Annotated in this window: 15 protein-coding genes; 11 read left to right on the top strand and 4 right to left on the bottom strand. The window is 49.5% G+C overall.

What is annotated here, in order from left to right; translation table 11 throughout:
* The first annotated feature begins 305 nt into the window (after positions 1-305).
* Complete coding sequence (locus ACTJJJ_RS09490) at positions 306-1,244, top strand: zinc dependent phospholipase C family protein (RefSeq protein ID WP_229221228.1); 939 nt, start codon at positions 306-308, stop codon at positions 1,242-1,244.
* A 39-nt stretch (positions 1,245-1,283) separates the two neighbouring features.
* Here ACTJJJ_RS09490 and ACTJJJ_RS09485 read toward each other — a convergent pair whose 3' ends face one another.
* From ACTJJJ_RS09485 to ald, 3 genes are all read right to left on the bottom strand, one after another.
* A complete protein-coding gene (locus ACTJJJ_RS09485) occupies positions 1,284-1,808 on the bottom strand; it encodes a DinB family protein (protein ID WP_188928256.1) in 525 nt (174 codons plus the stop codon).
* Between the two features lie 65 nt (positions 1,809-1,873).
* Positions 1,874-3,649 carry a DEAD/DEAH box helicase gene (locus ACTJJJ_RS09480; protein WP_188928258.1) on the bottom strand — a complete coding sequence of 592 codons (1,776 nt, stop codon included), beginning with the start codon at positions 3,647-3,649 and terminating at the stop codon, positions 1,874-1,876.
* A gap of 448 nt (positions 3,650-4,097) precedes the next feature.
* A complete protein-coding gene (gene ald, locus ACTJJJ_RS09475) occupies positions 4,098-5,210 on the bottom strand; it encodes an alanine dehydrogenase (RefSeq protein ID WP_188928260.1) in 1,113 nt (370 codons plus the stop codon).
* Between the two features lie 174 nt (positions 5,211-5,384).
* Here ald and ACTJJJ_RS09470 point away from each other — a divergent pair, with 174 nt between their 5' ends.
* From ACTJJJ_RS09470 to lepB (ACTJJJ_RS09435), 8 genes are all read left to right on the top strand, one after another.
* Positions 5,385-5,846 carry an Lrp/AsnC family transcriptional regulator gene (locus ACTJJJ_RS09470; RefSeq protein ID WP_188928262.1) on the top strand — a complete coding sequence of 154 codons (462 nt, stop codon included), beginning with the start codon at positions 5,385-5,387 and terminating at the stop codon, positions 5,844-5,846.
* A 66-nt stretch (positions 5,847-5,912) separates the two neighbouring features.
* Positions 5,913-6,935, top strand: coding sequence for an SPASM domain-containing protein (locus ACTJJJ_RS09465; RefSeq protein ID WP_188928264.1), 1,023 nt, complete (start codon positions 5,913-5,915; stop codon positions 6,933-6,935).
* 164 nt (positions 6,936-7,099) lie between these two features.
* Entirely contained in the window at positions 7,100-7,888 is a 789-nt protein-coding gene (locus ACTJJJ_RS09460) for a ParA family protein (protein WP_188928266.1), read from the top strand.
* 21 nt (positions 7,889-7,909) lie between these two features.
* Positions 7,910-8,827, top strand: a complete 918-nt coding sequence (locus ACTJJJ_RS09455; protein ID WP_188928269.1) for a ParB/RepB/Spo0J family partition protein — start codon at positions 7,910-7,912, stop codon at positions 8,825-8,827.
* A gap of 18 nt (positions 8,828-8,845) precedes the next feature.
* On the top strand, positions 8,846-9,526 hold the full coding sequence (locus tag ACTJJJ_RS09450) for a DUF5683 domain-containing protein (protein WP_440701704.1): 681 nt from the start codon (positions 8,846-8,848) through the stop codon (positions 9,524-9,526).
* A 33-nt stretch (positions 9,527-9,559) separates the two neighbouring features.
* The gene (gene dapB, locus ACTJJJ_RS09445) at positions 9,560-10,273 is read left to right on the top strand and encodes a 4-hydroxy-tetrahydrodipicolinate reductase (protein WP_188928273.1); all 714 of its coding nucleotides are present in this window, start codon (positions 9,560-9,562) and stop codon (positions 10,271-10,273) included.
* A 24-nt stretch (positions 10,274-10,297) separates the two neighbouring features.
* Positions 10,298-11,434: a signal peptidase I gene (lepB, locus tag ACTJJJ_RS09440; RefSeq protein ID WP_188928275.1), complete on the top strand. Its 1,137-nt coding sequence runs from the start codon at positions 10,298-10,300 to the stop codon at positions 11,432-11,434.
* Between the two features lie 163 nt (positions 11,435-11,597).
* Complete coding sequence (gene lepB / locus ACTJJJ_RS09435; RefSeq protein ID WP_426295912.1) at positions 11,598-12,779, top strand: signal peptidase I; 1,182 nt, start codon at positions 11,598-11,600, stop codon at positions 12,777-12,779.
* A gap of 78 nt (positions 12,780-12,857) precedes the next feature.
* Here lepB (ACTJJJ_RS09435) and ACTJJJ_RS09430 read toward each other — a convergent pair whose 3' ends face one another.
* Positions 12,858-14,681, bottom strand: coding sequence for an alpha-amylase family glycosyl hydrolase (locus tag ACTJJJ_RS09430; protein ID WP_426293982.1), 1,824 nt, complete (start codon positions 14,679-14,681; stop codon positions 12,858-12,860).
* Positions 14,682-14,790: 109 nt separating this feature from the next.
* Here ACTJJJ_RS09430 and dprA point away from each other — a divergent pair, with 109 nt between their 5' ends.
* Both dprA and ACTJJJ_RS09420 read left to right on the top strand, forming a co-directional pair.
* On the top strand, positions 14,791-15,918 hold the full coding sequence (dprA, locus tag ACTJJJ_RS09425) for a DNA-processing protein DprA (RefSeq protein WP_426293984.1): 1,128 nt from the start codon (positions 14,791-14,793) through the stop codon (positions 15,916-15,918).
* Positions 15,919-15,922: 4 nt separating this feature from the next.
* Positions 15,923-16,552, top strand: coding sequence for a helix-turn-helix domain-containing protein (locus tag ACTJJJ_RS09420; RefSeq protein ID WP_426293985.1), 630 nt, complete (start codon positions 15,923-15,925; stop codon positions 16,550-16,552).
* Positions 16,553-16,598 lie beyond the last annotated feature (46 nt).

Raw genomic sequence — 16,598 nt, 5'->3', positions numbered from 1 at the left:
AAATCTACTTTCCAAAATATTATTCGGAGAAGAATTTTTTGCGAAATTTTCTAATTGTTCTCTCACTCAGCTAGCTGCATATGGCGATCCGGCTAAAAATTTGCCGTTTGAAAAAAACAAGTTTCAAAAAGGCGCATTTCTGTTACCTTTTTTTGCAAATGGCGTCTCAACAGGTGTAATAATGATGAAAACCACCTTCCGAATATTGTATGGCGTCATTTCTCCAACAAGGCCGAAAAAAATCTGAAAAAGATCGATTTTTTTTCAAAAATGTGCTGAATTTCAGTCTTCTGATCGCTTCAATCATGCTTTTTTGTGGTTTAAAAGTCCATTGGGGCTTCTGGGCACATAAGCGGATCAATCGTTTGGCCGTTTTCCGGCTGCCGGTTGAGATGCAGGGATTCTACAAAAAGTACATTGATTACCTCTCAGAGAACGCAGTCAATCCCGACCAACGCCGCTATGCCGTACCAGGCGAAGCCGAGCGCCACTTTATCGATTTGGATGCTTACGGTGATAGCGCATTGAACAACCTTCCAAGGCATTGGCAGGCCGCAGTTAGGAAAATAGGAGAGGACAGTCTGCGAAAACATGGCATCGTGCCCTGGCATGTACAGGCAGCTGCCTTTCAACTCACGGCAGCATTTAAAGAAAAGAACCGGCCGCGTATCCTCCGCATTTCCGCAGACCTGGGCCATTACATTGCCGACGCGCACGTACCGCTGCACACCACGCGCAACTATAACGGCCAGTTTACAGGTCAGGAGGGTATCCATGGGTTCTGGGAGTCGCGGCTTCCGGAACTGTTTGCCGGGCAATATGACATGTGGCTGGGCCCGGCCATTTACCGAAAGGATATCGCCGGGGATATCTGGAAAGCGGTTGCAGCTTCGCATTCGGCGATGGACTCGGTGTTGCTTTTTGAAAAGCAGCTCACAGAAGCCTTCAAAGCAGATAAAAAATTCAGTTTCGAACTTCGGGGGAATACCCTGACGCGGACGTACTCACACGAGTTTTCCGAGAAATACCACCTAATGCTTGGCCGGCAGGTCGAGCGTCGAATGCGGGCCTCGGTGCAAATGGTGGGCGATGTATGGTACACTTGCTGGGTAGATGCCGGCCAGCCAGATCTTGGCCCTCTGGCAAATGCGGGAGACGATAATGCAGATCAAAATGCAGAATCCGCCGAACAGCAAACTTGGTTACAGCGGCTTTTGAATGTGCGGCCGGAATCTGATAATTAGCAATCGGGACGATTATTTTTGAGGATCTCGTAGCCTGGATCAATGATCGGGACCGGTAGTCAGCACTTTGGCGGTCACCAAAAGCTGGCCGACATGCCGCTGGGTATGTTCGGCAGCATGGAAAAGCAGCCCCAAATGCGTCGAAGGTACCATGGCCCGGCCGACGTAGCGTATCTCAGTCAATGTCTCCGGATTGGTTTCCCGGAGCTGCGTTAACGCAATTTCCAGCTGCTTGCCGAACTGATCGAGCAAATCATTGTAGCTACAATCTTCAAACGGTTCCTTTCCTTCACTTTTGAGGTAGACCATCTGACTTTCGCTGAGCGATTCTTCGCGCGCATAGGTAAACAGGCGGTCGAGCACGCCCGCGAGGTGCTGCAAATGAAAACCCACCGAGGCGAGATTGGCCGGTTTTTCCCAGAGCAGCTTCGAGGGGAATGTATGGCTGAAAATACCTAGTTCCTCGCGCGCCTGCAACAATGCGTGCGCTACGGGTTGGAGCAGATCAGGTATTCCGGGAAGCGGCCCGCGGAGCCATACTTCGAGTTGGTCGTTGTTTTGCATGCCTGAAAATAAACGAAAAAGGGGCCTTTTTACAAGCCCCTTTCCGCACTAGTTGTTGTCAGAATTTATTTTGCAATATCGATTTGCACCGGCTTGCCTTTGATGGTGTTGCCATCCATCGCACGCAATACCGCACGTGCATCGCGCTCAGGCACGTCTACGAACGTAAATTTGTCATAAATGTCGATCGCACCGATCGTCTTGCCAGGGATGTTTGCTTCGCCGGCAATAGCGCCAACGATGTCTTTCGGCATGATGTGGTCTTTACGGCCAAGGCTCAGGAACAAACGGGTCATGCCAGCCTCAGGTGCCGATTGACGACGCTCTCCACGGTCAGCGCCGCGCTCACCACGTGGTGCATAGCGGTCGGTACTGCGGTCTCCTCCAAAACGGCTGCCACCGTCACGACGGTCTCCGCCTTTTTCGAAACGGCTTCCGCCTTCACGACGTTCGCCTCTTCCGAAACGCTCATTACCGCCTTCGCGACGGTCGTTGCGACGCTCTTCCCATGCGAGGTTGCTATCGGCATATTCGTTTTTCTGAACGCCCATGATCTGTTTCGCCATTGCGCCCACGATCTGCTCGGTCGTGAAGCCACTGTGGTGGAGCATTTCAAGTACGTCGTTGTACAGTTCCTGATCGCTGCTTTCTTTGATAGAGGTTGAAATAGTCTCTACAAAACGAGCTTTACGAACACCTACGATATCTTCGAAAGAAGGAATAACGCCTTTTTCGATTTTTACTTTGGTGTAACCTTCAATGGATTTCAGACGGTATTTTTCGTCACGAGCCACAAGAGAGAACGCCTTACCCGACATCCCTGCACGACCCGTACGACCGATCCGGTGTACGTAATATTCTTCGTCCATCGGAATGTCGTAGTTGATAACGCCATCCAGGCCGCTAACGTCGATACCGCGAGCCGCAACGTCGGTAGCCACCAAAATGGTAGTAACACCTGCTTTGAATTTGCTCATTACGTTGCTGCGTTGCTGCTGGCGCAGGTCACCATGGATGCCTTCGGAAGCATAACCGCGCAATTGCAGGTCTTCCACGATCTCGTCCACCTTGCGTTTGGTATTACAGAACACCAAAAGGGATTTGATGTGGTGCATATCGATCAGACGGGTCATTACTTCAACTTTCGCCTGTGGTTTCACTTCGAAATAAACCTGCTCGATATTCTGGTTGGTCAACTCGTTACGAACAACCTTGATCAATACAGGGTCATTCAGGAAGCGCTTGGTGATCGACATGATCGGCTTCGACATGGTTGCCGAGAAAAGGATCGTCTGCCGATCTTCTGGCATATCAGCCAGAATGCTTTCGATGTCCTCACGGAAGCCCATATCGAGCATTTCGTCGGCTTCGTCAAGCACCATCATGCGGACTTCGTTAAATTTCAGTGTTTTACGCTCCATGTGGTCCATGACGCGGCCCGGAGTTCCTACTACTATATGTACTCCTTTTTTCAAAGAGCGGATTTGACGATCGATCGAGTCACCTCCGTAGATCGCTTCAATGCGCACACCACGCATATATTTGGCCAGGCGGCCGAGTTCTTCGGATACTTGAACCGCCAATTCACGGGTTGGGCAAAGGATCAGGGCTTGTACTGCATTGTTAGAAGTATCTATTCTTTCCAGCACGGGAATTCCGAATGCAGCCGTTTTACCGGTACCAGTCTGGGCCTGACCAATTACGTCAGAACCCTGCATTACTGCGGGGATTCCCTGTGCCTGTATCGGTGAGGGTTTAGTGAAACCCATTTCTAGCACGGCTTTCAGGATGTCTTCGTTGAGTCCGAGCTCTTCGAATGTTTCAAAAATTTCAGTAGTCATTCTATTGCTTTTAGTATTAATTCTTGATTTGAACGGTTGTTCCGGAGAGAAGGGCGATGATGGCAGGCCATAACACAATAATCCTCAGGGCGAAGCCCAGCATATGCGTTAGTTCCAATGAAATTGGACCATATCACCGGGATTCCGGTTGTAATCGGTAAATAATTGAAAGGGATCGCGCAAAGCCCACCACAAACCATCCGTGGGGCTCTGCATGTGAACGGTAGGTCCAGCCGGGACGAATTTTTGAGGCTGGCAGGTGATCTAAAAAAATGGTAGACCGTTTATGAAGCAGAGAAGCGAACGGATGTTCCTTCAAATTCGATGCAAAAGTAAGAAGATAATCCGAAACTGCAATGCTATCGAAAAAATATAATAGTAATATTTTTAGAAAACAAAAACCCGGCGCATTAGAAATGGCCGGGTTTATCTAGTCAGGTTTGCTGATTCAGAATAATTCCTTGACGTCCGTATAAGGCAAATGCCAGGCTTCGGCAACGCCTTTAAATACTACTTTTCCGTGAACGACATTTAACCCTCTGCGCAGTTCCTCGTTGTTCGAACAGGCCTGTTTCCAGCCCTGGTTGGCCAATTGCAATGCATAGGGAAGCGTGGCGTTGGTGAGTGCAAGTGTGGAGGTGTAAGGCACCGCGCCCGGCATATTGGCTACGCAGTAATGTACGACGCCATCAACCTCGTAGATCGGGTCTTCGTGCGTTGTAGCCTTCGAAGTTTCGAAGCAGCCGCCCTGGTCGATGGCCACGTCGACCATGACAGTCCCGGGTTTCATGAGTTTGAGCATATCCCGGGTAATGAGCGACGGCGCTTTTGCACCGGGGATCAGTACGCCGCCGATAATGAGGTTAGCACCCTGGATCAGCTCGCGGATATTATACTCGTTGGACATGACCGTGTCGACGTTCGCGGGCATGATATCTTCGAGGTAACGCAGCCGCGCGAGGCTGATATCGACGATTGTTACATTCGCTCCCAATCCTGCGGCCATTTTCGCAGACTGGGTTCCTACAATCCCGCCGCCGAGTACCAGCACATTCGCAGGTTTCACACCGGCCACACCGCCGAGCAGAATGCCAAAGCCTCCCATCGGTTTTTCCAGGTATTTAGCTCCTTCCTGGACCGCCATGCGTCCGGCAACTTCGCTCATCGGTACGAGTAGCGGAAGGCTTCTATCTGTTTTTTCGACTGTTTCGTAAGCGAGGCATATGGCCTTGCGTTCGATCATGGCATGTGTGAGGGGCTCGGAGGAAGCGAAGTGGAAGTAGGTGAAAAGGAGCTGGTTTTCTTTAATTAGTGGGTATTCAATTTCAATGGGCTCTTTAACCTTGATGATCATTTCGGCGATGCCGTAAACTTCTTCGATCGTTGGGAGAATGCTGGCGCCAGCTTGTGTGTACTGTTCGTCGGTAAACCCGCTGCCTTTGCCCGCCTCTGCCTGCACGTACACCGTGTGTCCGTGCTTACGTAGCTCTGTGACTCCTGCGGGCGTTAAAGCTACCCGGTTCTCGTTGTTTTTAATTTCTTTGGGGACACCAATGATCATCGGTATGTAAGTGTTTATATAGTTTAGATTAACGGGTTCAAAATTAATTTTTGGCAGAAAAACATACTATAAGGACTAAAAAAGACAGAAAAGAAAACTATTTTTGGCCTTACCTGTAAGAAAAATTTCTGTCGGTAACGCTCACAGCCTACACACAGCCACAAAAAATACTTTATGCAGCCCGACCAGACCGACCGCAAAATTCTGGATCTGTTACAGCAAAATGCCCAGATGACGATCAAGGAAATTGCCAGCAAAATCAATTTGTCGGTTACGCCGGTGCACGAGCGCATCCGAAAGCTTGAAAAAGAGGGGTTTATCGATAAATACGTATGCCTGCTCAACCGACGTAAGCTGGGTAAAAGTCTGGTGGTTTACTGTAATGTGACGCTGGATAAACAGCGGAAGGAAAGCTTTGAAGACTTCAACGAGGCGATCGTAAAAATGCCGGAAGTGCTGGAATGTTCGGTGGTTTCGGGCAACTTCGATTACATGCTGAAAGTAGTCGTCGAGGATGGCGAGGCTTACAATCAGTTTTACCAGCATAAACTTTCTGCCCTGTCGAGCGTGTTACACATCAGCAGTTATTTTGTAATTTCCGAGATCAAGTACACCACCGGAATCGCTGTATTGTAATTATCAACGCTATTTGAATTGATCATCAGGCCGGTAGGCGCGAGCTGATCGCTTAATGCACAGCATATGAACAAGAATTTTAAGGATGGCCTGAACCTGATGTCGAAGGTTACCGTGAAGCGTGCCTGGAATGCGATGCAGATATTGGGGAGCTATTTTTATTCCAAAGCGACGGGAAATCCCGTCCATTGGGGAATGCCCATTGCCATTTCTTTCGAGCCCACCACTTCGTGTAACCTCCGTTGCCCCGAATGCCCCAGCGGCCTGCGCTCATTCACCCGCCCGACGGGCATGATGGAGGAGCAGTTGTATAAAAGGACCATCGACGAGTTGGGTGACACGCTATTATACCTGATATTCTATTTTCAGGGGGAGCCCTATCTGCATCCCAAGTTTTTTGAGCTCGTCAAATACGCGCACGACAAAGGCATTTACACGGCTACGTCCACCAATGCACATTATCTCACCGACGAGAAGGCGCGCAAAACTGTGGAGTCAGGTCTGGATCGCCTCATTGTGTCCATCGACGGAACTACGCAGGATGTCTACCAACAATACCGTGTTGGCGGCAACCTTGAAAAAGTGCTTGAAGGCACGCGTAATATTATTAAGTGGAAGAAAGAATTAAAATCCGCCACGCCGCATGTGATATTCCAGTTCCTGGTCGTGAAACCGAATGAGCACCAGATCGAGGATGTGAAAAAGCTGGCCGAGGAAATGGGGGTGGATGAAGTGGGACTGAAAACCGCGCAGATTTATGACTACGAGGAAGGTTCGGATCTGATCCCAACCATTGAGAAATACTCGCGTTACCAGAAGCATGAGAATGGCAGCTATTCCATCAAAAACAAGTTCGTGGACCACTGCTGGAAAATGTGGCATTCGTGTGTGATCACCTGGGACGGAGCCGTCGTGCCCTGCTGCTTCGACAAGGATGCCGAGTACAAGCTCGGTGACATGAAAACCTCTACCTTCCGCCAGCTCTGGAAGGGTAAGAAGTACCGCGACTTCCGCGCTTCGCTGATCAGATCTCGTTCAGAGATAGAGATGTGCAAGAACTGTACGGAGGGTACGCAGGTGTGGGCGTGAAACATTCACCCTTTTTCTGTCCAAATTATTTTTAATTAAATAATAATATCATTTAAAAATCTGACTTTCAGTAATATAAGTGTTTTCTTGAAAACTCCGTGGAACATTCCTTGGTAGATTGCCCCGAATAATAGAAATTTGACATTGGTAACTCAAATGAATACATGGGCAAAGTAATTGCAATTGCAAACCAAAAAGGAGGAGTAGGGAAAACCACCACTGCTATTAACCTGGCGGCCAGTCTGGCTGCGCTTGAATTCCGCACACTCATTATTGATGCCGACCCTCAGGCGAACTCGACCTCGGGGCTTGGTTTCAACCCGCAGGAGATGGAGAACAGCATTTACGAATGCATGGTGGAGCAGGCGCGAACTTCGGAGATCATCCTGCAAACCGATTTTCCAAACCTGAACCTGCTGCCGTCGCATATTGACCTGGTAGGTGCCGAGATCGAGATGATCAACCTTAAAAATCGTGAGCATAGAATGAAGGATGCCATCGCGGAGGTTCGCGATGAGTACGACTTTATCATCATCGACTGCTCTCCATCGTTAGGCCTTATCACCATCAACAGCCTCACCGCCGCCGACTCAGTGATCATTCCGGTACAATGTGAATATTTCGCCTTGGAAGGCTTGGGTAAGCTGTTAAACACCATTACAATCATTCAGTCCCGGCTGAATACCGGCCTGATCATCGAGGGTATTCTGCTCACGATGTATGACCTCCGCCTGCGTCTGTCCAACCAGGTAGTGAACGAGGTTACCAATCACTTCGAATCTCTTGTTTTCAATACCATCATACCTCGAAACGTACGTATCAGTGAGGCGCCGAGCTTCGGGATCCCTGTCATGGCGCAGGATTCGGACAGCAAAGGGGCCGTTAGCTACCTGAACCTTGCAAGAGAGATTCTCAGTAAAAACGGTTTGCTCTCTTCCGATAGGGTGAACTGATCACGATAGTACGAACAGGCAATGGAGAATAGCAGCAAGACGAAAAAAATGACCGGACTGGGAAGAGGGCTAGGCGCTCTTCTGCAGGACTCCGAGAAGATGAACCCGCCAAGGGCCAGCGCACGCATTTCAACAGCCGAGGTCATCGGTTCGATGAACGAGATCGAGGTCAGCCAGATTGAGGCCAACCCTTACCAGCCGCGGACGAAGTTTGACCAGGAATCACTTAATGAGCTCGCCGATTCGATCCGGGTGCAAGGCATTATCCAGCCGATTACAGTGCGCCAGCTTTCGGAAGATACTTATCAGTTGATTTCAGGGGAGCGCCGTTTACAGGCTTCGCGGTCGTTGGGTATGACGACGATTCCTGCCTACATCCGCACAGCGAATGACCAGCAAATGCTGGAAATGGCACTTATCGAGAACATCCAGCGTGAGAACCTGAATGCGATCGAGATTGCACTAAGCTACCAGCGCCTGATCCTCGAATGCAGCCTCAAACAGGAGGAGCTTGGGGCGCGCGTAGGGAAGAACCGTACGACCGTCAACAACTATATCCGCTTGCTGAAACTGCCTCCGGTGATCCAGGCGTCATTGCGTGACGATAAAATCAGTATGGGTCATGCCCGGGCGTTGATCACGATCAACAGCGACCAGAGCCAGCTCAAAATTTTTAACCAGATCATCGAAGAAGGATGGTCGGTAAGAAAGGTGGAAGACGAGGTGCGCAAGCTCGGAATGATGAGTAATATCAGCACCGAGGCCAAAAAGCAGCCGACAATTAATCAGGAAATAAAGTCGTTACAGTTCCAGCTTTCGTCCTATTTCGGGGCAAAGGTGTCTGTTAAGAGCAATGAGCAGCATAAAGGGGAAATCAAGATCCCTTTTGGCTCTCAGGACGAACTGAAAAAGATTTTAGAAACACTGAAATTTAAATAAGCGTTGAAAAACTGGGTTTTGTTAGGGTTGATTTTGCTGTTTTCAGGTCGGATCTCAGCACAGACAGAGGGTAAAAAGGACAGTCTGAAAAGCGAGAAATTGCCGACTATCGTATTAGACAGTACTACTCTGGCCCGGGCGGATTCGTTAAAAAACGTTAAAAAGAAATGGATGCCGGTGCCGAAAACGGCCACACGGTTGGCTCTGATTCCGGGAGCTGGGCAGATTTACAACCGGGATTATTGGAAGGCGCCGATTGTATACCTGGCGTTCGGCGGAGGGCTTTATACCTATTACCTGAATACCATCAAGTACCACGACTTTCTGAATGCGTACAAGTCCTTTTATATTCTGGACAAAAACGATCCTGCTTATGGTACGAAAAAAAAGGAATTGGCAAGTGATGACGCTACGGTAAATGTGAGGGTGAGAAACCTGCTGAATACGAGCAGCGAATACCGGGATGCGACCGAGAGCCAGATCGTGCGTCAGAAAAACTACTGGCGGCGAAACCGCGGCTTTGCCATTATAGTAACTGGCCTGATTTATACGCTATCCATCATCGAAGCCAACGTGGCAGCGCATTTGAAGACCTTTGACCTTTCGGACGACCTTACTTTGAATGTGAGCCCGAAGCTGAACCAGCCGTCTATGCTGACCCCGACGCCGGGTGTTCGACTGGTTTTTAATATGAAGTGATTTAAAAGAGTACTGATTTCAAATAACAGATTAATGAGAATACTATTACTCGGGTACGGAAAGATGGGGAAGACGATCGAACAGATTGCCCTTGACCGGGGACATTCGATCGTTGGAAAAATTGATGTGCAAAACCGGGCAGAAATGGACAAGCTGCAAACTGCCGACGTGGATGTGGCGATCGAGTTCAGTTCCCCCGAATCCGCTTTTGAAAATATCATTTATTGCCTCAAAAAAGGCTGGCCGATCGTGTGCGGCACCACAGGCTGGCTCGACCACCGCAGCGAAGTGGAGGCACTTTGCAAAGCGCAATCAGGGTCCTTTTTCTATGCATCCAATTACAGCATTGGCGTAAACCTGTTTTTCCGCCTCAACCGTATGCTGGCGAGGCTGATGAACGGTCATGAATACCAAAGCTCGATGACCGAGGTGCATCATATTCACAAGCTCGATGCACCAAGCGGAACTGCCATTACACTTGCCGAAGGCATTGTGGAGGAAATGGGAAACATCGACGGCTGGAAGCTGGCCCCCGATAATGAGGAAGGTTACCTGCAAATCCTGGCCGAGCGCCGCGGCGAAATACCCGGGACCCACATTGTCCGCTACGAATCGGAAGTGGATACCATCGAAATCTCCCACACGGCACACAACCGCCAGGGTTTCGCATTGGGCGCCGTTGTAGCTGCCGAATGGCTTCCGGGCAAATTCGGGGTATTCGGGATGAACGACCTCCTCAAAATTTAAAGTATTCTAACTATCAATCATCGCATGGCTGTTAATAAAGAGTTGACTTCCAGTTCAGTTGAATCCAAGAAGAAAAAGTCGCCTGCACGGGAGTGGTTCGACTCCGTTTTGTTCGCGGTAGTTGCCGCAACCCTGATCCGCTGGCTGTTTTTTGAAGCATTTACCATCCCGACGCCTTCGATGGAGAACAGCCTGCTCGTAGGCGATTTCCTTTTCGTTAGCAAGCTGCATTATGGTACCCGCACGCCCAAAACGCCTTTACAGGTGCCACTCACGCACCAGACCATCTGGGGGACCAACATTCCTTCCTACACGAGCCTGGTCCAGCTGCCGCAATACCGTCTGCCGGGTTTTAGTGAAGTGAAAAGAGGCGATGTGGTAGTGTTCAACTACCCGCCCGAATTGCAACATCCGGTTGATTTAAAAACCAATTATATCAAACGCTGCGTAGGTATTCCAGGTGATAAGGTTGAAGTGCGCGATTTGCAGGTCTACGCCAACGGCCAGGCGATGGAAAACCCTGTGCGCATGGAGAACGAATACTTCGTGGCGACCACAACGGCAGTCAATGAGGAAAAAGTTTTCCGCGAAAACGGTGTTTCCGAATTCAATACCTATACGGAAGGCGATAACGACACGATCAAAGGCAATGAGCAAATGGGTTACCTGGTTTTTACGACCACGGAAATCGCGGCAAAGCTTAAAAGCTATGATTTTGTGAAGAGCATCACCCTGGTTAAATCGCCCAAGGATATCAGCGAACCGATGCTTTACCCGAACTCATCGCTTTTTAAATGGAATCGCGACAATTATGGCCCGATTACCGTTCCGAAGGAAGGCATGACCGTGCAGCTGACGCCGGAGAATATTGCAACTTATGGCCCGGTCATCAAAAATTATGAGGATAATGAGGATGTGGTAATCGATGAAAAATCGGTGAAAGTGGGTGGCAAGGCCATCACCAGCTATACGTTCAAGCAGGATTACTACTTTATGATGGGGGATAATCGTCATAACTCGGCCGATTCGCGCTATTGGGGCTTCGTGCCGATGGATCATATCGTTGGCAAGGCGGTATTCGTATGGATGTCCATCGATCCGAACCCGACCAGCTTCTTCAACAAGATTCGTTGGAGCCGCATTTTCCGGGTGATTAATTAGTGGTTTGAATAGACATTGCGAAAGGGGAGAGCCGAAACGTTCTTCCCTTTCTTTTTGCATTAATATATAAAATAATAATATATAATGTTTGTTGTGTTATTGGGTTTAAAGTTATATTGCGGGTAAAATATCGGCTTTCATGCCGCCCAAACATAGCATCCTCATGTCACTTGCCGAGATAATTTCTAAACCGACCAGCACTCCTGCACCAAAGAAATCAGCCTTCCGGGAATGGTTTGACTCGATTCTTTTCGCCGTAGTCGCAGCCACATTGATCCGGTGGCTGTTTTTCAGCGCATTTGTGATTCCAACGCCTTCGATGGAGAATAGCCTGCTTGTGGGTGATTACCTATTTGTGAGCAGGTTGCATTATGGTACGACCACGCCTGTCACACCATTGCAGATGCCGCTCACGCATCAGACGATCTGGGGCACGAGCATTCCTTCCTACCTCGACTGGATCAGGCTTCCACAATACCGGTTGCCTGGTTTCACCGATGTTAAAAATGGAGATGTAGTCGTGTTTTACCTGCCTGTCGAACATCCGGATATGTATCAGAAATACAGTAATGTGCTGCCCGACCTGCACCCACATCCGACCGATCTGCGGTCGAACTACATCAAACGGTGCGTAGGTATTCCGGGCGATAAACTGGAAGTCCGGCACGGGCAGGTGTATGTGAACGGGCATGTGCAGGAATTGCCGCCACGCATGCAGAACGAATTTTTTGTTTCAGTTAAAACAGCCGTGAATGAGGAGAATGTGTTCAGAAAGAATGGTATTGTCGATTACACTCAATTTACGGAGACATTTGGCGACAGCATAGCCGCCAACGATGAGGCAGGTTATATAGTGAAGACAACCGCAGCGCTTGCAGAAAGGCTCAAAACCTATGATTTCGTAAAACGCGTAGAACCGGTTTTTATGGAAAAGGGCCTGAAAGAACCCTACCTGTTCCCGACAACCGATGCGGTAGACTGGAATAAGGATAACTACGGACCGATTGCAATACCCGAGGCCGGGATGTCAGTTCCATTAACTGAGGTCAATATCGCGCTTTACGGAGATATTATCCGGAATTATGACGGCAATGAGAATGTCGTAATCGAGAATAACAAAGTTACAATCGCAGGTAAGCAAATCAGCGACTATACATTTAAGCAAGATTATTATTTCATGATGGGTGACAACCGCCACGATTCCGCCGACTCGCGGTACTGGGGCTTTGTACCCAAAGACCACATTGTAGGGAAAGCAGTTTTTGTCTGGATGTCTATTGACCCAAACCCGACCAGCTTCCTCAAAAAAATCCGCTGGGACCGTATTTTCAGGATTATAGAATAGGAGGAGAAAGGGAGGAAGGGGAGAAAAGGGAAGAAGGGTTGATTAGACTGATCCCTTTCCTCCCCTTCCTCCATATAATTACTCTTCCTGCGAAAAGATCAAAGCCGAGTAGGGGGGAATCTGCAACGCCCCGAACTGGCTGCACCCGTCCATTTCTCCCTCCATCGTATCTATGTCAAAGACGCCCAGGTTGGAGAAATCCGCATCGTAGTGTTCATTATCGCTGTTAAACCGCAAGTGCCATTTACCCGCCCGAGGGAATCCGACCTTGTAATCGGTGAAAGTTTCGGTTGAGAGGTTAAATACCACTACGACACTATCTTTCGGCCCGCCTCCGTCCCAGCGGTGCATGACGATCACTTTTTTCTCATCATCCTGTCTGATAATCCCGACGTTCTGGCCTTGAAGACCTTTGGTCACGCCAAACCAGTTTCTCCGGATGTGGATCATATCACGGTGCAATTCGGCGAAACCGCTAAATTTTTCCAGCCTCGACCAGTCGATTGGATCACTGTCCGAAAACCATTTGTCTTCCAACAGTGGCTGGCCCTGAAAAATCATCGGAATACCCGGTGAAGTGAGTACCAATGCGACGCCCAGCGCAGCGCGTTTTTTGGAATACCAGTTATTCACATCACCATCGGCGATTTCTTCCGCTACGCGTGCCTTGCCATTGGCTACTTCGTCGTGTGATTCGGTGTAGATAATGCGCTGGAAAGAATCCGAGTTGTAGCGGTTAGTAATTGCTGCGACTACGCTGTCCATATTGCGGTCCTGATCGTTGGCCGTGATAATCGCATCGCGTATCGAGTGGACGAATTCTGCGTCCCATTGCGATCCGTAGCCCAGGCCGCCATTTTCGACCGAGTTGGTGATAAAGTCCAGAGAATGCATGTCTTCGGCAATGGTAATGCAGTTGCCGTAGCTGTCGCGAATGTCTTTATTGATCCACTGCATCAGCGAAATACCTTCGGGAATGTCATCACCGGGGTTGCCATTGGCTTTCACATTCCGGATGTAGGGTACCATGTCCATCCGCAGGCCATCGATGCGGTAATCCCGCAGCCACATCATCGCATTATCGTGGATGTATTGGCGCACTTCGCCACGGCCGTAGTCGGGACGGGTGTTTCCCCAAGGTGTTTCCGAGCGCCAATCGTTGTAAAAGTAAATGCCGCCGCCGTCGTTTTCTTGCCAGCCGTCGAACTGCCACAGGTCGAGGTCCGACGGACCGAAGTGGTTGTAGACAACATCTAGAATTACGGCGATGCCCGCCTCGTGTGCTGCCTTTACAAATGCCTTCAAGCCATCCGGGCCGCCGTAATCGGATTCTATCGCAAAGGGGCTTGCAGGATTATAGCCCCATGATCGCGAACCAGGGAACTCGGAGCAGGGCATCAGTTCCACTGCGTTGAAGCCCATTTCTTTCAGATAAGGAATACGCTCGATTGCCGTATAAAATGTTCCCACCTGTCCTTCCTCTTTTACATTGAAAGTACCAACATGCAGCTCATAAATCACCACTTCATGCCAGCCGGGCATTTGAAAAGTGACATCCTGCCAGTCGAAAGATCCATGGTTGTATACGAGGCAATTACCCGCAGAATTAGTCATCTTTAAGGCATAGGGATCATTGCGGTGCAGCTCGCCGGCGGGCGTTTTGAGGAAATACTTATATTCGTCCCCTTCCTTCGAATTTTCGACCAGAGCGCCCCACATGCCATTGTCTTCGGATTGCAGCGGGTTGGCGGAGGCATCCCAATTGTTGAAACTTCCTATGACCGAAACGCTTTCGGCATGTGGCGCCCAGACACGGTAATAAACTCCTTCGGGATGGCAGGTGGCACCCATACCTTGGTAATGCTGCTCTGTTTCGGCGACTTCGGTTTCGAGGTTTTCCATATATGGTTTTCAGATTATTGTTATATTTTTGAAAATGAACTGTTGACGTATATGGGCAAAATGCATGCCAGCCGTCAGCAGTCCACAAACTCAACCAACACACTATATCATGCAACCATCCTCCGACGCAGAGAAAATCTGCATCCTCGCGCTTATGCACACGCCCGGGATCGGCGCCGTGACGATCCGTCAACTCATTAGCCACTGCGGCAGCGCTTTCCAGGTCTTTCAGGCCGATTACAAAAAGCTTATCAAGATTCCCAGAATCGGCGATAAGGTCGTGAAATCGGTTTTGAGTAAAAACACATTGGAACTGGCTGAAAGAGAGCTTGCCGAATGCCGCAAAACCGGAGCGCAATTACTTTCCTTCAATGATCCGGATTATCCGGTGCGTCTCCGGGCGCTGTATGATGCGCCTGTTGCCTTATATACAAAAGGCACTACCGATTTCAACTGGCCGCGTACAGTTGGGATCGTAGGTACGCGGAAAATTAGTGAGTACGGGAAGTTGATTACCGAAAATATCATTCGAGATCTGGTGCCTTATCAGCCGCTTGTGGTAAGCGGGTTGGCATATGGTGTGGATATCACTGCACATCGGCATTGTCTGCGGAACAACCTGGCGACGTTAGGTGTGATGGCAAGTGGGCTGGATGTGATCTATCCGGCCCCTCATCAGCGTACTGCTTTCGAAATGCAGGACAATGGCGGAATCGTTACCGAAAACGCGTTAGGGACCAAGCCCGATTTTATGAGATTTCCGGCGCGAAACCGAATTATTGCCGGCCTTAGTGATGTTATCATTGTAGTGGAGTCGGGGCGGACCGGCGGGAGCCTGATCACCGTTGAATTTGCCCAGAATTACCACCGGGAGGTTTTTGCGGTTCCGGGCGCGATCAACGAGGCGCAATCGGAGGGATGTAACTTTTTGATCCGTGATCACAAAGCTTCTATTTTCACGTCGGTAGAAGATATGGCCGAAACTTTGGGGTGGCTCAAAGGAGCGCCGCAAATTGGGTCAGGCGTGATGACAAACGACCCGGTGATCACATTTGAAGGCTTTACACAGGAGGAAGCCCAGGTGCTTTCGCTGTTAAAACAGCGGGGCTCGATGCAGCTCGATGAGCTAGCCTGGCAGTCGGGCATGCATTTGAACAGGCTTGCTTCGCTGCTGCTAAACCTAGAATTCCAGGGGATGGTCCGGTCGATGCCGGGCAAGAAATATGGGTTGATTTAAATGCATGGATAAAAGTATCATTCAGTTAATAAAGGAGGGAGAGGGGCTTACCATCGAGTTTAAAAGGACTGTCGACAGCCCTTTCAAGATTGCCAAAACCATTGTATCCTTTGCCAACACGTCGGGTGGCAATCTGCTGATCGGCGTGGCTGATCATGGTGCTATTATGGGCGTACAGTCAGAGCTGCGCGAGCTACAAAAGCTTGAAAAAGCACTTGTGAAGCTGATAGAGCCGGAATTAGTCGTACAGATCAAGACAGAGAACCTGGACGGCAGGAAGGTTTTGTGGGTGACCGTCAGTGAAAGTGATGACAAGCCGCATCACGCGCTAAATGAGAAAGGGGAGCGCATTATCTATGTTCGCGTCAAAGACAAAAGCATGCCTATTCCCAGGCTGCTGCTTTATAATGGAGTCGATACCGAAACAGAAAAACTACTAGCTACGCGGCACGTCAAAACGCTTATAACATACCTCAAAGAAACAGATTCGGTGACAGCAAAGGCGTTTTCAAAAATCATTAATATCTCCGAAAAGAGGGCCGAGCGAATGTTGCAGGACTTGGCCGCACGACAGATTTTACTGAAACTTTCCAGAGGTAAACCGGAAAGTTTCAGCCTGAAATGGACCGAATAAAAACGCGGTCGGCGCCCCGGATTGCCGGGCGGCCGACCGCATACAA

Source organism: Dyadobacter sp. 22481 (assembly GCF_052044875.1).
Lineage (GTDB): Bacteria > Bacteroidota > Bacteroidia > Cytophagales > Spirosomataceae > Dyadobacter > Dyadobacter endophyticus.
This window is presented reverse-complemented; position numbering and strand designations above follow the sequence as displayed.

Excerpts from the sequence above, each read along its gene's own strand:
- ACTJJJ_RS09490 (WP_229221228.1), top strand. The coding sequence starts at position 306 with ATGCTTTTTTGTGGTTTAAAAGTCCATTGGGGCTTCTGGGCACATAAG.
- ACTJJJ_RS09485 (WP_188928256.1), bottom strand. The coding sequence starts at position 1,808 with ATGCAAAACAACGACCAACTCGAAGTATGGCTCCGCGGGCCGCTTCCC.
- ACTJJJ_RS09480 (WP_188928258.1), bottom strand. The coding sequence starts at position 3,649 with ATGACTACTGAAATTTTTGAAACATTCGAAGAGCTCGGACTCAACGAA.
- ald (WP_188928260.1), bottom strand. The coding sequence starts at position 5,210 with ATGATCATTGGTGTCCCCAAAGAAATTAAAAACAACGAGAACCGGGTA.
- ACTJJJ_RS09470 (WP_188928262.1), top strand. The coding sequence starts at position 5,385 with ATGCAGCCCGACCAGACCGACCGCAAAATTCTGGATCTGTTACAGCAA.
- ACTJJJ_RS09465 (WP_188928264.1), top strand. The coding sequence starts at position 5,913 with ATGAACAAGAATTTTAAGGATGGCCTGAACCTGATGTCGAAGGTTACC.
- ACTJJJ_RS09460 (WP_188928266.1), top strand. The coding sequence starts at position 7,100 with ATGGGCAAAGTAATTGCAATTGCAAACCAAAAAGGAGGAGTAGGGAAA.
- ACTJJJ_RS09455 (WP_188928269.1), top strand. The coding sequence starts at position 7,910 with ATGGAGAATAGCAGCAAGACGAAAAAAATGACCGGACTGGGAAGAGGG.
- dapB (WP_188928273.1), top strand. The coding sequence starts at position 9,560 with ATGAGAATACTATTACTCGGGTACGGAAAGATGGGGAAGACGATCGAA.
- lepB (WP_188928275.1), top strand. The coding sequence starts at position 10,298 with ATGGCTGTTAATAAAGAGTTGACTTCCAGTTCAGTTGAATCCAAGAAG.
- lepB (WP_426295912.1), top strand. The coding sequence starts at position 11,598 with ATGTCACTTGCCGAGATAATTTCTAAACCGACCAGCACTCCTGCACCA.
- ACTJJJ_RS09430 (WP_426293982.1), bottom strand. The coding sequence starts at position 14,681 with ATGGAAAACCTCGAAACCGAAGTCGCCGAAACAGAGCAGCATTACCAA.
- dprA (WP_426293984.1), top strand. The coding sequence starts at position 14,791 with ATGCAACCATCCTCCGACGCAGAGAAAATCTGCATCCTCGCGCTTATG.
- ACTJJJ_RS09420 (WP_426293985.1), top strand. The coding sequence starts at position 15,923 with ATGGATAAAAGTATCATTCAGTTAATAAAGGAGGGAGAGGGGCTTACC.